Source organism: Burkholderia cepacia, assembly GCF_001039005.1.
GTDB classification, from domain to species: Bacteria; Pseudomonadota; Gammaproteobacteria; order Burkholderiales; family Burkholderiaceae; genus Burkholderia; species Burkholderia theae.
This window is the reverse complement of sequence record NZ_LDWR01000012.1, coordinates 39,163-54,665: the sequence shown is the minus strand read 5'-3', so window position 1 is coordinate 54,665 and position 15,503 is coordinate 39,163. Positions and strand designations below refer to the sequence as shown.

At 67.6% G+C, this 15,503-nt stretch carries 13 protein-coding genes; 10 read left to right on the top strand and 3 right to left on the bottom strand.

Annotation, left to right across the window (positions count from 1 at the left end):
- The first annotated feature begins 202 nt into the window (after positions 1 to 202).
- From VL15_RS07445 to VL15_RS07415, 7 genes are all read left to right on the top strand, one after another.
- Complete coding sequence (locus VL15_RS07445; protein ID WP_048244472.1) at positions 203 to 823, top strand: TetR/AcrR family transcriptional regulator; 621 nt, start codon at positions 203 to 205, stop codon at positions 821 to 823.
- 242 nt (positions 824 to 1,065) lie between these two features.
- Positions 1,066 to 2,124, top strand: a complete 1,059-nt coding sequence (locus VL15_RS07440; protein ID WP_048244470.1) for an NADP-dependent oxidoreductase — start codon at positions 1,066 to 1,068, stop codon at positions 2,122 to 2,124.
- Positions 2,125 to 2,217: 93 nt separating this feature from the next.
- Entirely contained in the window at positions 2,218 to 2,517 is a 300-nt protein-coding gene (locus VL15_RS07435; protein ID WP_048244468.1) for a putative quinol monooxygenase, read from the top strand.
- Between the two features lie 141 nt (positions 2,518 to 2,658).
- The gene (locus tag VL15_RS07430; protein ID WP_048244466.1) at positions 2,659 to 3,114 is read left to right on the top strand and encodes a (2Fe-2S)-binding protein; all 456 of its coding nucleotides are present in this window, start codon (positions 2,659 to 2,661) and stop codon (positions 3,112 to 3,114) included.
- Position 3,115: 1 nt separating this feature from the next.
- Positions 3,116 to 5,335, top strand: coding sequence for a xanthine dehydrogenase family protein molybdopterin-binding subunit (locus VL15_RS07425; RefSeq protein WP_048244463.1), 2,220 nt, complete (start codon positions 3,116 to 3,118; stop codon positions 5,333 to 5,335).
- Between the two features lie 14 nt (positions 5,336 to 5,349).
- The gene (locus VL15_RS07420) at positions 5,350 to 6,648 is read left to right on the top strand and encodes a c-type cytochrome (protein ID WP_048244461.1); all 1,299 of its coding nucleotides are present in this window, start codon (positions 5,350 to 5,352) and stop codon (positions 6,646 to 6,648) included.
- Between the two features lie 153 nt (positions 6,649 to 6,801).
- Positions 6,802 to 8,247, top strand: a complete 1,446-nt coding sequence (locus VL15_RS07415; RefSeq protein WP_048244459.1) for an NAD-dependent succinate-semialdehyde dehydrogenase — start codon at positions 6,802 to 6,804, stop codon at positions 8,245 to 8,247.
- Between the two features lie 157 nt (positions 8,248 to 8,404).
- On the opposite strand, the gene VL15_RS07410 is transcribed toward VL15_RS07415, so the two are convergent.
- From VL15_RS07410 to VL15_RS07400, 3 genes are all read right to left on the bottom strand, one after another.
- Positions 8,405 to 9,487, bottom strand: a complete 1,083-nt coding sequence (locus VL15_RS07410; protein ID WP_196319554.1) for a phosphotransferase family protein — start codon at positions 9,485 to 9,487, stop codon at positions 8,405 to 8,407.
- A 228-nt stretch (positions 9,488 to 9,715) separates the two neighbouring features.
- The gene (tagH, locus tag VL15_RS07405; protein ID WP_048244455.1) at positions 9,716 to 11,176 is read right to left on the bottom strand and encodes a type VI secretion system-associated FHA domain protein TagH; all 1,461 of its coding nucleotides are present in this window, start codon (positions 11,174 to 11,176) and stop codon (positions 9,716 to 9,718) included.
- 48 nt (positions 11,177 to 11,224) lie between these two features.
- Positions 11,225 to 11,611 (bottom strand): TssQ family T6SS-associated lipoprotein, encoded by a 387-nt coding sequence (locus tag VL15_RS07400; RefSeq protein ID WP_048244454.1) that lies wholly within the window; start codon positions 11,609 to 11,611, stop codon positions 11,225 to 11,227.
- A 630-nt stretch (positions 11,612 to 12,241) separates the two neighbouring features.
- Between VL15_RS07400 and tssJ the strand changes: the two genes are divergently transcribed.
- Genes tssJ through VL15_RS07385 form a run of 3 tightly spaced genes read left to right on the top strand, consistent with a single transcriptional unit; the run spans position 12,242 to position 15,503 of the window.
- On the top strand, positions 12,242 to 12,757 hold the full coding sequence (gene tssJ / locus VL15_RS07395; protein ID WP_048244452.1) for a type VI secretion system lipoprotein TssJ: 516 nt from the start codon (positions 12,242 to 12,244) through the stop codon (positions 12,755 to 12,757).
- A complete protein-coding gene (tssK, locus tag VL15_RS07390) occupies positions 12,754 to 14,160 on the top strand; it encodes a type VI secretion system baseplate subunit TssK (RefSeq protein ID WP_048244450.1) in 1,407 nt (468 codons plus the stop codon). The genes tssJ and tssK overlap by 4 nt, the downstream gene beginning before the upstream one ends.
- 14 nt (positions 14,161 to 14,174) lie before the next feature.
- On the top strand, positions 14,175 to 15,503 hold the full coding sequence (locus VL15_RS07385) for a DotU family type VI secretion system protein (RefSeq protein WP_048244600.1): 1,329 nt from the start codon (positions 14,175 to 14,177) through the stop codon (positions 15,501 to 15,503).

Sequence of the window (15,503 nt, the reverse complement as noted above, 5' to 3'; positions counted from 1 at the left end):
CGTATTTATGCGGGAGATCGATGAAACGCGTGCGACGAAACCGAGTCGCTCGTGTGACGCCGGCACGCGGTTATGCGGGAGCAGGTGACGGAGAAAGCCGGCCGGGCATTGGGCGCCCGGAGAGGATCGGGTAAAGTGCCGCTAAACATGCCGGTTCGAGGTTACTAGACGACCGGTCTAATCGTTGCTACCATACGCCATCATGAATGCATCTTCAGGCGCGGAAGTTCGCCAGCACATCCTGAATATCGCGAAGCCGATCATGCTCCACAAGGGGTTTTCGGGGGTCGGTCTGAACGAGATTCTCGCTGCGGCGGGCATCCCGAAGGGCTCGTTCTACCATTACTTCGGCTCGAAAGAGGCATTCGGCGAAGCGCTGCTCGAATCGTATTTCGAAGGTTATCTCGCGCATCTCGACAACCTGTTCAAGCATCAGGCCGGCACGGGCGCCGAGCGCCTGATGACGTACTGGGGCAACTGGCTGCACACGCAGTGCGCCAACGATCCGGAAGGCAAGTGCCTGGCGGTGAAGCTCGGCGCGGAAGTGTCGGACCTGTCGGAAGCGATGCGCGCGGTGCTGCGGAACGGCACGAGCCAGATCATCGAGCGGCTCGCGGGCGGCATCGAGGCAGGGCTGGCCGACGGCTCGCTGAGCGCGGTCGACGATCCGCCTCATACGGCCGCGATCCTTTACGAGCTGTGGCTCGGCGCGACGCTGCTGGAAAAGATTCACCGCAACCGCAAGCCGCTCGAAAGAGCGATGGCCGAAACGCGGCGCATGCTGAACCTGCCGCCGGCCGCGCATGACGGAGCGCAGTCGTAAGCCGGGCGCGCATGAGCGCGCCTTGTTTTTACCCTGATTCTAGACGACTGGTCTACTCAATCACGCATGACGAACGCCTTGCTCCGCGTTACGCTGTCCCGATCATTTCAACCGCACGTGTGCGACCGCGACGGCCTGACCGCCGACGCTGCCGCTGCCACATGCGCGCATCTTCTGCTGGTCCATCCCTGATAACCGATCGTGCCCACGAAGCACGTTTATTCCTGTTGACGGAGGCTCACATGCCGCAAAGCAAGACCGCAAATCGCCAGATCATCCTGAATTCGCGCCCGGTCGGCGCGCCGACGCCGAATGATTTCCGCTCCGAGTCCGGCGACGTGCCGACGCCCGGCGCCGGCCAGGTGCTGCTGCGCACGGTCTGGTTGTCGCTCGACCCGTACATGCGCGGCCGGATGAGCGACGCGCCGTCCTATGCGCCGCCGGTCGAGCTCGGCGGCGTGATGGTGGGCGGCACGATCAGCCGCGTCGTGTCGTCGAACCTGCCCGCGTTCCGCGAAGGCGACCTCGTCGTCGCGGGCGCCGGCTGGCAGGACTATGCGCTGTCCGACGGCCGCGACCTGATTCCGCTCGGCCGCGACTTCGCGCATCCGTCGTACGCGCTCGGCGTGCTCGGCATGCCGGGCTTCACCGCTTATACGGGGCTGCTGAAGATCGGCGAGCCGAAGGCCGGCGAAACCGTGGTCGTCGCGGGGGCGAGCGGCGCGGTCGGCGCGGTGGTCGGCCAGATCGCGAAGCTGAAGGGCTGCCGCGTGATCGGCGTCGCGGGCGGCGCCGACAAGTGCGCGTACGTCACTGAAACGTTCGGCTTCGACGCCTGCGTCGACCACCGCGATCCGGCCTTTGCGGCCAAGCTGAAAGACGCGTGCCCGAACGGCATCGACGTCTATTTTGAGAACGTCGGCGGGGCCGTGTTCGACGCGGTCTGGCCGCTGCTCAACGAGCACGCGCGCGTGCCCGTGTGCGGGATCATCGCGCATTACAACGACTCGGCATACGACGACACCGCCGTGTCGAGCGGCCGTGACCGCGTACCGGCACTGATGGGCACGATCCTGCGCAAACGCATCCGGATCCAGGGTTTCATCATCCTCGATCACTATGCGACCGGTTATGCGCCGTTCATGAAGGAGATGAGCGAGTGGGTCGCGCAGGGCAAGGTGAAGACGCTGGAAGATGTCGTCCCCGACCTGGCCGATGCACCGGACGCGCTGATCGGCCTGCTCGCCGGCAAGAACTTCGGCAAGGTCGTCGTGCGCGTGGGCCCGGACGAACTGGCCTGATACCACCGCACGGCAACTGCATACGGCTGCACGCCGGCGTCACGCGACGCCGGCTTGTGGCATGCTCGATTCCGTTTCGAAAGGAGTGACAAGATGGCGCTTCACGTGATTGCTTCGCTGTTCGTGAAACCCGAACACGCGCAGGCAGCCGAAGCCGAACTGCGCAGCATGGTCGCCAAGACGCGCACCGAACCGGGCAACCGGCGCTACGACCTGTTCCGCGAGCAGGACGGCTCGCCGAACCTGCACCTGTACGAGATCTACGACGATCAGGCCGCATTCGACGCGCACCTCGCCAGCCCGTATTTCGGCGAATTCCGCGCGAAGTCGGCTGACTGGTTCACGGCGCCGCCGGTCATCAAGGTGCTGTCGGGCCTCGACGTGGCCGAGTAACAACCGCAGGACCACCGCCGCGGCTCGCCCCACCCGGGCCGCGCGGCACCCGTGGCGCACCGCGCGACGGCGATGAACATGACGACCCCGCACGGCGTGCCGTTCGCGCCGTTTCCCCAATACACCGGCCCCGGAGGCTGTATGGTCACCCTTAACATCAACGGCGAAACCCGCACGGTCGACGCCCCCGACGACATGCCCTTGCTCTGGGTGCTGCGCGACGTCGTCGGCCTCACCGGCACGAAGTTCGGCTGCGGGATCGCGCAATGCGGCGCGTGCACCGTGCATCTCGACGGCGTCGCCGCACGCTCGTGCGTGCTGCCGGTCGCGGCCGTCGCGGGCCGCAAGATCACGACGATCGAAGCCGTCGGCGCGACGCCGGCCGGCCACAAGGTCCAGCAGGCGTGGCGCGAGCTCGACGTCGTCCAGTGCGGCTACTGCCAGTCGGGGCAGGTGATGGCGGCCACCGCGCTGATCGCGTCGAACCCGAACCCGAGCGACGCCGACATCGATGCGGCCATGGCCGGCAACATCTGCCGCTGTGGCACGTACAACCGGATTCGCGCGGCGGTCAAACAAGCCGCGAAGGGAGCCTGACATGTCGCAAGGACTGATCGAAGCAGGTCGGGCCGCCGCGGGCGTGTCGCGTCGTTCGTTTCTCAAGTTCGGCGTGTCGCTCGGTGCGGCGGCGGGCGGCGGCTTGCTGCTCGGCTTCAGCCTGCCGGCCGCGGGCGACGACACGCGCCGTTCGGTGATCGGCGGCGACGGCGATGAAACCGCGCGCGCCGGCGTGTTCGCGCCGAACGCGTTCGTGCAGATCGACCGCGCCGGCAAGGTCACGCTGGTGATGCCGAAGGTCGAGATGGGGCAGGGTGTTTATACGGCACTGCCGATGCTGATCGCCGAGGAACTCGAAGTGCCGCTGTCGAGCGTGACGCTCGATCACGCGCCGCCGAACGAAAAGCTGTTTCTCGATCCGCTGCTGGGCGGCCAGCTCACCGGCGGCTCGACATCGGTGCGCTACGCGTGGGAGCCGCTGCGCCGCGCGGGCGCGACCGCGCGCACGCTGCTGGTTGCGGCAGCCGCGAAACAATGGAATGTCGATCCGGCAACCTGCCGCGCCGCGAACGGCGAAGTGCAGCATCCGCCGAGCGGCCGGCGCGCGTCGTACGGCCAGCTCGCCGATGCGGCCGCGAAGCTGCCGGTGCCGAAGGACGTCGCGCTGAAGAAGCCGGAAGATTTCAAGCTGATCGGCACGCCCGCGAAGCGGCTCGATTCGCCGGAGAAGGTCGACGGCACCGCGCAGTTCGGCCTCGACGTGCGCGTGCCCGGCATGCTGTACGCGGTGATCGTGAACAGCCCGGTGTTCGGCGGCACGGTCGCGAGCGTCGACGACACCGCCGCGAAGAAGATCCCCGGTGTGCGCCAGGTCGTGCGCGTCGACAACGCGGTCGCGGTGGTCGGCGATCACACGTGGGCCGCAAAGCGCGGCGCGTCGGCGCTCGTCGTCAAGTGGAATGAAGGCGCGAACGCGAAGGTATCGATGAAGGACATCGTCGCCGATCTCGCACAGGCCGCGGCGAACGGCAAGGGCGCGGTCGCACGCAAGGACGGTGACGTCGGCAAGGCGTTCGCGGGTGCGAAGACGCGCATCGACGCCGTCTACGAACAGCCGTTCCTTGCACACGCAACGATGGAACCCGTGAACTGCACGGTGCACGTGCGCAGCGACGGCTGCGAAATCTGGGTCGGCACGCAGGTGCCGACGCGGGCGGTCGATACCGTGCAGCGGCTCACGAGCTTTCCGCCGGACAAGATCGTCGTGCACAACCACCTGCTGGGCGGCGGCTTCGGACGGCGGCTCGAAACGGACATGATCGGCCAGGCCGTGAAGGTCGGCAAACAGGTCAACGCGCCCGTGAAGGTCATCTGGACGCGCGAGGAAGACATCCAGCACGACATGTACCGGCCTTACTACTACGACAAGATCTCGGCCGGCCTCGACGCGAATGGCAAGCCGGTCGCATGGCAGCACCGGATCGTCGGCTCGTCGATCCTCGCGCGCTTCGCGCCGCCCGCGTTCAAGGATGGCGTCGATCCCGACGCGGTCGAGGTCGCCACCGACCTGCCGTACGACCTGCCGAACCAGTTGATCGACTACGTGCGGCAGGAGCCGCGCCACGTACCGACCGCGTTCTGGCGCGGCGTCGGGCCGACGCGCAGCACCTTCGTCGTCGAGAGCTTCATCGACGAGCTGGCCGCGCAGACCAAGACCGACCCTGTGCAGTACCGCCGTGCATTGCTCGGCAAGACGCCGCGCGCGCTCAACGTGCTCGACGTCGCGACCAAGGCGGCCGGCTGGGGCCCGTCGCTGCCGAAGGGGCAAGGGCGCGGCGTGTCGGTGATGCACGCGTTCGGCAGCTTCTTCTCGATCGTCATCGACGTCGCGGTGGACGACGGCGAGGTGCAGGTCAAACGCGTCGTGTGCGCGGTCGACTGCGGGATGGTCGTCAATCCGAACACGATCGAGGCGCAGGTGCAGGGCGGCATCATCTTCGGGATCACGGGCGCGCTGTATGGCGAGATCACGATCGAGGACGGCCGCGTCGTGCAGAACAACTTCACCGATTACCGGATGCTGCGGATCAACGAGACGCCGCCGATCGAGGTCCATCTCGTGAAGAGCGGCGAAGCGCCGGGCGGGATCGGCGAACCGGGCACGGCCGCGACCGCGGCGGCGCTGTCGAACGCGATCTTCGCGGCAACCGGCACGCGGCTGCGCAAGCTGCCGGTCGGCAACCAGTTGAAGACGGCTTGAGGGGAGGCACGATCATGCGAAACCTCACCCTGAACACGCTCGGCGCCTCGCTGCTCGCGCTGTCCGCACTGCTGGCCGGCACGGCCGCGCACGCCACGCCGACGGCGCCGGCCGACAGCGCGCTCGTCGCGCGCGGCGCGTATCTCGCGAAAGCGGGCGACTGCGTCGCGTGCCACACCGCGCCGCGCGGCACGCCGTTCGCCGGCGGCCTGAAGATGGTCACGCCGATGGGCGCGATCTACACGACCAACATCACGCCCGATCCGGACACGGGCATCGGCGGCTACACCGAGGCCGAGTTCGCGGGCGCGCTGCGCGCGGGCGTCGCGAAAGACGGCCATCACCTGTATCCGGCGATGCCGTATCCGTCGTACGCGAAGCTGAAGGACGACGACGTGAAGGCGCTGTACGCGTACTTCATGCACGGCATCGAACCGGTGAAGCAGGCGAACCGGCCGTCCGACATCCCATGGCCGCTCAACATGCGCTGGCCGCTCGCGCTGTGGAACGCGGTGTTCCTCGACACGACGCCGTATGCCGACAAGCCGGCCAAGGACGCGATGTGGAACCGCGGCGCGTATCTCGTGCAGGGGCTCGGGCACTGCGGGTCGTGCCACACGCCGCGCGGCGTCGGCTTCCAGGAGAAGGCGCTCGACGAAGGCGGCGCGGCGTTCCTGTCGGGTGCGCCGATCGACAACTGGTTCGCGTCGAACCTGACCGGCGAGCCCAACACGGGGCTCGGCCGCTGGAACGACGCCGACGTCGCGCAGTTCCTGAAGACCGGCGCGAACCGGCACGCCACGGCGTTCGGCTCGATGGTGAGCGTGATCAACCACAGCACGCAGGCACTGAACGACGACGATCTGGCGGCGATTTCCCGCTACCTGAAGTCGCTGCCGGCCGCGGGCGGCACGGGCGCGCCGCCGTACAGCTATGATCCGAAGGCGACGCAGGTGGTGCTGGGCCGGCCGGCGGCCGATCCGGGCGCGAAGGTGTATAACGCTTACTGCCTGCATTGCCATGGCGCGGACGGGCGCGGTTACGCGCCGCTGCTCGCGCCGCTCGCCGGCAATCCGAACGTGCTCGAGGCCGATGCATCGTCGCTGATCAACGTGACGCTGAACGGCAGCGACACGCTCGTGATCGATGGCGTGCCGTCCGCGTATCCGATGCCGGCGTTCTCGAACCAGTTGAACGACCGGCAGATCGCCGACGTGCTGACGTTCATGCGCGCCGGCTGGAACAACGGCGCGCCGCCCGTGCAGGCGGCGGACGTCGCGAAACTCCGCAAGGCGACGGCGGCCGCGCGCTGAGCGCGGCCTCATGCGGAACGGCGGCGGGCCGGTGTGCCTGCCGTCGGCACCGCCGGGTGCCTGTCTGCCCCGGCGGCTTTGCTCTTTCTGTCAACCGGCGCGCAGCCATGAGCGGCAGCGCGCGTTTTATCGACGCAATGTAGGGGTGTCTGGATGGCTAACGTGACTTATACGGATACGCAACTGCTGATCGACGGCGAGTGGGTCGACGCCGCGAGCGGCAAGACGATCGACGTCGTGAACCCGGCGACCGGCAAGGTCATCGGCAAGGTGGCCCACGCGGGCATCGCCGATCTCGACCGTGCGCTCGCCGCCGCGCAACGCGGCTTCGAAGCGTGGCGCAAGGTGCCCGCGCACGAGCGCGCGGCGACGATGCGCAAGGCGGCCGCGCTGGTGCGCGAACGCGCCGACGCGATCGCGCAGCTGATGACGCAGGAACAGGGCAAGCCGCTCACCGAAGCGCGCGTCGAAATGCTGTCGGCGGCCGACATCATCGAATGGTTTGCGGACGAAGGCCGCCGCGTGTACGGCCGGATCGTGCCGCCGCGCAACCTCGGCGCGCAGCAGACCGTCGTGAAGGAGCCGGTCGGCCCGGTCGCGGCGTTCACGCCGTGGAATTTTCCGGTCAACCAGGTCGTGCGCAAGCTGAGCGCCGCGCTCGCGACCGGCTGTTCGTTCCTCGTGAAGGCGCCGGAAGAAACCCCGGCATCGCCGGCCGCGCTGCTGCGCGCGTTCGTCGACGCGGGCGTGCCGGCCGGCGTGATCGGCCTCGTGTACGGCGATCCGGCTGAAATCTCGTCGTACCTGATCCCGCACCCGGTGATCCGCAAGGTCACGTTCACCGGTTCGACGCCGGTCGGCAAGCAGCTCGCCGCACTCGCGGGCCAGCACATGAAGCGTGCGACGATGGAACTGGGCGGGCACGCGCCGGTGATCGTCGCCGAGGACGCCGATGTCGCGCTCGCGGTGAAAGCCGCAGGCGGCGCGAAGTTCCGCAACGCGGGGCAGGTCTGCATTTCGCCGACGCGCTTCCTCGTGCACAACAGCATCCGCGACGAATTCACGCGCGCGCTGGTCAAGCACGCGGAAGGGCTGAAGGTCGGCAACGGCCTGGAGGAAGGCACGTCGCTCGGCGCGCTCGCGAACCCGCGTCGCCTCACCGCGATGGCATCGGTCGTCGACAACGCGCGCAAGGTCGGTGCGAGCATCGAAACCGGCGGCGAGCGGATCGGCTCGGAAGGCAACTTCTTCGCGCCGACCGTGATCGCGAACGTGCCGCTCGAGGCGGACGTGTTCAACAACGAACCGTTCGGCCCGGTCGCGGCGATTCGCGGCTTCGACAAGCTCGAGGATGCGATCGCGGAAGCGAATCGTCTGCCGTTCGGCCTGGCCGGTTATGCGTTCACGCGTTCGTTCGCGAACGTGCACCTGCTCACGCAGCGCCTCGAGGTGGGGATGCTGTGGATCAACCAGCCGGCAACGCCGTGGCCGGAAATGCCGTTCGGCGGCGTGAAGGATTCGGGCTACGGGTCGGAAGGCGGACCGGAAGCGCTCGAGCCGTACCTCGTCACGAAGTCGGTGACGGTGATGGCCGTCTGACGGTTGGTGGACCATGTGCGCGTCGTCCGCCTTGGTGCGGCGCGCGCGAGCGGCGCAGGTCGGGTCTCGTGCCCGGCCTGCGCCGTTTTTTCTGGCGTTTCACTTCTTCATGCCGTGGCGATTCATGGCATCCGCGTCGGCGAGGACTACCCCGCGTTCACTCCGGCGTCGCGACCAGCGCCGCGGTCTGGCCCAGCCAGTCGGCCGGATCGCCGCGATGGTAGATCTGCTCCGACGGTTCGATATTGTCGATGAAGCGCTGGTAGATCACCGCGCGCCGGGCCGTGGCGATCGGCGCGAGGAGGGTGGCGGCGCGCGTCGGGTCGCAGCCGGGCAGCTTCGCCAGCCATTCGCGATGCCAGTGATCCTTGATCGTCGCCGCGTAGTCCCGCGGAACGGCGTCGAGAAACGCGGACTGGTCGAGCAACGGGTGGCCGATGCCGCTGTCGCCCCAATCCAGCAGCGTGAGCGCCGAGCGCGTGCCGCGAAAATTGCCGGGATGGCAATCGCCGTGCACGAGCGTATGCGGCAATCCGCACGCATCGATTTCGGCGAACCGGGCCGCCAGACCGCTCGTGAAATGCCGCAACGACGCACGTTCGTCGCGCGACAGTGTAGCGCCGGTTCGCTCGACGACGTCCGCGATATCGGCAGCCAGGTTGGCGCCGCTCCAGTCGGGCAAGCGCATCGTGCGCAACGCGTCGATGCGGTCGATCCACTCAGCCTGCATGTCGACCAGCAGCGTCACCATGCCGAGCAGTTGCGGCAGCGCCGCGTCGAACTGGTCATCGCCCGGGATCTCCGCGAGCAGAATGCGCCCGCATTCGTCATGGCCCAGCAGGGTCGGCACCCGCCGGCCGGCCAGCGCCGTGATGACCCGGCCCTCATGACCGAGGAACGGCGGCACCACTTTCAGCCAGGCCGATTGGCCGCCAATCGGGATACGCCAGACGCTGGACAGATTCCAGGTTCGCACCTGGACGGGTTTGGCCGTCGCCGACAAGCCGCGATCGGCCAGCACGCGCGCCGCCCAGCCGAGATCCGCCGCGGGACCGCCCGGCCGCGCGTAGCGCTGGCGCAGTGAATGGGGTTCGATGTTCCCGGTCCAGCATTCGGCCGGAACGGGTTCCGCGATCTCGGCCAGATAGGTGACTTCGCCGCCCGGTGCCCGGTCGCGAGCGGTTTCCAGCAGGCGCAGGATCGTCACGTCGACACGATGGCGCTCGCGCGCGGCACGCACGACCGACTCCACTTCCTGCCACCACGGAATCGCGACAGGCATCGGCGGCAGGCAACCGACCACCGCGCCATCCGGCGTCACCAGCACCAGCCGCGCGACACGCGGCGGCGGTGCGGATGGATCGAGGGTCTCCGACAATGTGCTCATTTCGCTCCTGACCGGCGTCGATTGCCTGTGCAGGGCGAGCGTATCCCAATTTAGTCATTGCCGGCTGTGCGGTCGGGCGACTCAGTGCCGACTGCTGCCGCGATAGCTTTCCACCTCCGCGTCGTACGCGGCAAGGAACGCCTTGCCGAACACCGACGCGAAATCGTCCTCGATCGCGAACACCGTATCGCGATGGGTCGCCGCGTAGCGATCCCACATCCGCGCCTTGTATAGCGCAGGGACGCGTTTCTCGTACCAGCGCATCGCATCGTCACGCTCACGCAGCCGTTGCGGCGAAAAGCGCGTCAGCAGGTCCATCAGCGCAGCGCGCATGCCGGCGACCATGCCGATCTGGTGTGCGTGCAGATCCTGGAACGCATCGCTGACCGCACTCTGCGGCGACATGAAACCCGGCAGCGGCAGCCCGAACATCTGACGCAGCACGGCGCCGCCGTCGGGCAGCAGCTTCAGCGGGTTGTTCTCGCGATCGAGCAGCATCGTCATGTGCGCCTTCACCTCGCGCTTCAGGATGCTGCGCGACGACAGCAGCTCGACCGTGCCGTTCGCGAACAGCGCCAGCAACTGGCCCGCGATATAGAGCTGTTCGGCCGACCACTGATGCGATTCGGCGGCCGTATCGAGCCCGGCGCCTTCGAAGAACGCATTCAGCAACTCGTCGGGCGTCGGCGGTGCCGGTGCGCGCGCCGCATGCGGCGCCGGTTCGTCGGCCGGCCGCGTATCGGCATGTGCGGCCGCCGGCTGCACGCGCACGTGCTGCGTCCACTCCGGCGCGTGATCGGCCTGCGTCGCGGACGGCGTGTCGCGCTCCGCATCGCCACGAGCAGCCGACGACGCGGTACCCGACGTGCCGCCGATATCGCCCGACGACTGCGCGAACAGGTCGAGCGGATCGGTCGACAACTGATTCAGGTCGCGCTGCGACGGCGCGGGCGATTCGGCCGGCGCGGGGTGATGCGCAGGCTGCGTGGCATCCGCGCGTGCGGGACCGCCCGGCCGTGTACCGGCATCCGCCGCCTTGCCGCGCGGCGCGAGACGATCCTGGAGCAGCCCCCATAGTCGGTTGCCGGCGCCTTTCGCATCGTCGCGCGAAGGCGAAGGCGAGGGCGGGCGCGACGATTGCGGGGCGGCGGCTTCCGGCGCGCCTCGCCTGTCGACGTGCACTCCGGTATCGGGCGCCATGTCGATGACCGGCGCGTCGTCGCCGTCGTCGCGCTCCGCTCGCAGCACGTAAGGCCCGATGCGGATGATGTCGCCGGAATTGAGCGGGCGCTCCTGCGCGTAACCGACCGGCTCGCGGTTCACCTCGATCGTCGAGACGCTGCTCAGGTTCTTCAGCAGGCACGCGTCGTCGCCGACCTGCAGCAGTGCCTGCAGCCGCGAAATCTGCCGGGTGTCGTCGCGCAGCACCAGATGGTTGTCGCTGGCGCGGCCGATAGTGCCGCCCGGTGGATGAAACACGACGGCGTCGTAGGAGTCGTTTTCGACCGGCTCGCCGGCATGTTCGATCACGATCAGTTGCATGTCATACGTCGCTCGGTGGATGAAGCGCTCGGGTGTCGACCGGTTCGTTCAGGATGACGACGCATGTCTGCGGCGCGCGTATTCGAACGCGGGCCCCCAGATCGGATGGCCCTTCTCGGCAGCGGACAAGTCGAAGCGCGGGTTGAGGTCGAGAATCCTCGAGAACTCGGCGCGGCACTGCGCGACGCGGTTCGTTACGCAATAGCTGAATGCGAGGAGCTTGTGCGCGGCGACCTGCGTGTTGATGTCCGCGCCGTCGATCTCCTTCGCATGGCTCAGCAACGCGATCGTGCGCCCGTAGTCGCCGCTGTCGTACGCGGCGCGCGCGCTGTCGACCGTCGTGCGCGCGGCCGACTGCGGCGGGGACGTGCTGCACCCGCCGGCCCCCAGCCACAACGCGCCGAGCAAAACAACGAACAATGAACGGCCTGTCATTATTGAAATTAAGAATTCGCGTAATTGGAAGGTGGCACACAAGCGCTGTTGGATTCTAGTGCCAATCATCGGCATCGCTGTTGCTGTTACGTTTTGTTTCATTTAAGCGATCCGATTCCAATTAAATAGAAAATCACTACGAATTTCAGTCCTTGTGAATCCAAAAAAACGAACCTATAGTTCGCTGTGTTTTTCGGATTCGTCAGTTGTTTTGTCGGCGCTCGTCAATGCACGAAAAAACGGATCGTCCGTTCGCGCGACACGAATAGCTTGGCACACCATCAACGTCGCGGGCGTCCCTTGCCCGGCGGCCGGCCGGCTTGCGCCCCGAGCCCATCCGACAGGTGTCCACGCAATAGAACCGGGCCGCCATGGCGAACCGGTCGGATTAACTTTTTACGTTAAATGAACAAACCCAATCAAATGACCTGTCATCTCGCCAAATTTACTTTTACAAACCACGGATGATTTGACCCGGCTTTTACAAAAAACGATTTGCCGGCACAAATTGCGATGGAAGGATATTCGAGTTACACAATTACCGGTCAATTAATTGTCCCTTTTTTGATCAGACCATCCGGTTCCGTAGTCCAGGATCGGCGAATGGCTATTGGGTCGCGAGGGTGGAATATGCAATGGCGGTCGAGCAGTCTCATCGTATGGGGATGCGTGTTGCTGCTTCCGGGGTGCGGCGCGACGGAGCACGCCGCGGCGGTGCCGTATGCGATCACGGTCGACGTGGCACCCGACGTCAACCCTGACATGAACCGCAAACCGTCGCCGATCGTGCTGAAGGTATTCCAGCTCCGCGCGGCATCGGCGTTCGACAGCGCGGATTTCTTCTCGCTGCAGGACAAGCCCGAGAACGTGCTCGGCGCGGACCTGCTCGGCACCGACCGCGTGATCCTGCGGCCGGGCGACTCGCGCACGCTGCACTATCGCGGCAACGTCGAGGCCGGCGCGATCGGTGTCGTCGCCGAATACCGCGTGCTCGAAAAGAACCGCTGGCGGCTGACGGTGCCGCTGCCGCGCGCGAAGCAGCTCAATCTCTACAAGTTCTGGCAGACGTCGCCGGGCGAGCTGAAGCTGTCGATCGCGGTCAGGAACGGCGGCATCGCGCTGAACGACGCGCGGGAGCGCCCATGACCGAACCGACGATGTCCGCGACGCCGGTCGCCGCACTCCGCCAGCGCGTGGTGTGGACCGAAGGGATGTTCCTGCGGCCGCAGCATTTCCAGCAGCTCGAACGGCACTGGGAACGCTACGTCGCGCTGCGCTGCCTGCCGCTGCAAGGCTTCTACTGGGGCTTCGACGCGCTGGAAATCGATCGCGAGCAGCTCGCGCTCGGCAAGGTCGCGCTGCGCGCCGCATCGGGCGTGATGCGCGACGGCACGCCGTTCGACCTGGCGCATCCGGACGATCTCCCCGAGCCGCTCGACGTGCCCGCCGACGCGAAGGACCAGCTCGTCGTGCTCGCGCTGCCGCTGTGGCGCGGCGGCGGCGAGGAAGTGTCGTTCGGTGCGGGCGCCGCTAACAGCGGAAACGGTGGAAACGGCACAAACGGCAACGCGGACGTCGCCCGCTACGTCGTGCGCGAATACGAAGTGGCCGACGCGAACGCCGTCGCGCTCGGCCCCGCGCTGCTGCAAACGGGACGCCTGAACGTGCGGCTGATGCTCGAAGCCGAGCTGACCGGCGACTGGCACGCGCTCGGCGTCGCGCGGATCGTCGAGCGGCGCACCGACGCGCGGCTGCTCGTCGACGACGGCTACATCCCGCCGCGGCTCGTCGCGCAGCGCGATGCCGTGTTGCTGGCGTATGCGCGCGAACTGCACGGGCTGCTCACGCAACGCAGCGAGGCGCTCGCGGAACGGCTGTCGGAACCCGGGCGCGGCGGCGTGTCGGAAGTCGCGGATTTCCTGCTGCTGCAGCTCGTGAACCGCTATCTCGCGCTGACCTGGCATGCGCAGCAGCACGTTTCGACGCATCCGGAAGCGCTGTTCTGCGACTGGCTGAAGCTCGCGTGCGACCTGAGCACGTTCACGGCGGCCGGCCGGCGCCCGCAGTCGCTCGCGGTCTACGTGCACGACGACCTGCGCACGAGCTTCGCGGAACTGATGACGGAACTGCGCCGATCGCTGTCGACGGTGCTCGAACAGAACGCGATCCAGATCGAACTGCGCGATGCGGGCAACGGCATCCGCGTCGCGACGCTCGCCGACCCGGCGCTGCGCGACACGGCCGGCTTCGTGCTCGCGGTGCGCGCGGACGTGCCGGCCGACAGCCTGCGCACCCGCTTTCCCGCGCAGGCGAAGCTCGGGCCCGTCGAGCGGATCCGTGATCTCGTACAGCTGCAGCTGCCGGGCATCACGATGCGCCAGTTGCCGGTCGCGCCGCGGCAGATCCCGTATCACGCGGGTCATACGTACTTCGAGATCGACAAGGGCAGCGACCTGTGGAAGCAACTGGCGCGCTCGGGCGGTCTCGCTTTTCATTTCGCCGGCGAATTCCCGGGGCTCTCGATGGAGTTCTGGGCGATACGCGGGTGAGGGCGGGCATCGCGATGAATTCTTCCCCCGATTCGATCTCCGCCGGCGCCGGCGGATTCGTGCCGCCGAATCCGGGCGGCATGCATCCGGCCGCCACGGCGGGCGCGGCGGGTCCGGCCGGGCCGACGGCCACGCAGCCGCGGCCCGGCCGCTGGGCCGCGAGCGGCACGAACCCGCTCGTCGCGGCCGCGAACCCGCTGCTCAATCTGGTGCCGCAGATCCGCTCGACCGTCCATCATCCGAATCCGGCGTGGCTGCGCGAGCATCTCGTCGTCGAGATCCGCCAGTTTGAGGCACGCGCGCAGGAAGCCGGCGTGCCGTCCGAGGCGATCATCGGCGCGCGCTATTGCCTGTGCACGGCGCTCGACGAGGCGGCCGCGCTGACGCCATGGGGCGGTAGCGTGTGGTCGTCGCACAGCCTGCTCGTGTCGTTCCACAACGAGACCTGGGGCGGCGAGAAGTTCTTTCATCTGCTCGAACGCCTGTCGCAGCAGCCGCGCCAGCATCTCGACCTGCTCGAGCTGCTGTACTTCTGTCTCGCGCTCGGTTTCGAGGGTCGTTATCGCGTGCTGGACAACGGCCACGCGCAACTCGATGCGCTGCGCCACCAGCTCGCGCTGACGATCCGCTCGGTGCGCGGCGAATTCGAACCCGCGCTGTCGCCGCACTGGCGCGACGTCGTCACGCGCGACGTCGCGCGCCGTTTCGTCGTGCCGCTGTGGGTGTGCGTGGCGCTCGCGCTGCTGATCGGCTTCGGCGTGTTCGTCGGGCTGCGCATCGCACTCGCCGGGCATTCGGATCGACTGTTCGCATCGATCGACGCGCTGCATGTGCCGAAGCTGCAGCCGGCGCAAGCACCGCCGCGTCCAGCACCGACGCCGCGCATCGCCAGGTTCCTGGAACCCGAGATCGCGGCCGGCCTCGTGTCGGTGCGCGACGACGCCGATCGCAGCGTGATCGTGCTGCGCGGCGACGGGCTGTTCAAGTCCGGCTCGACATCGGTGATCGACCGTTACGCGCCGGTGCTCGCGCGGGTCGCCGATGCGCTGAACAAGGTGCCCGGCAACGTGCGCGTGACCGGCTATACCGATGACACGCCCGTACATACGGCGCGTTTCGCGTCGAACTGGGATCTGTCGCGCGAACGCGCGGAAGCCGTGCGCAGCATGATCGCCGCACGGCTCGACCATCCGGAGCGGCTCGCCGCGGAAGGGCGCGGCACGCTCGATCCGGTCGCGCCAAACGATACGCCCGCGAACCGCGCGCTGAACCGGCGCGTCGAGATCACGCTACTGCCGGCGCCCGGCAGCGCCGCCGTCGGCGCGACGCAGGGGGCCAACTGA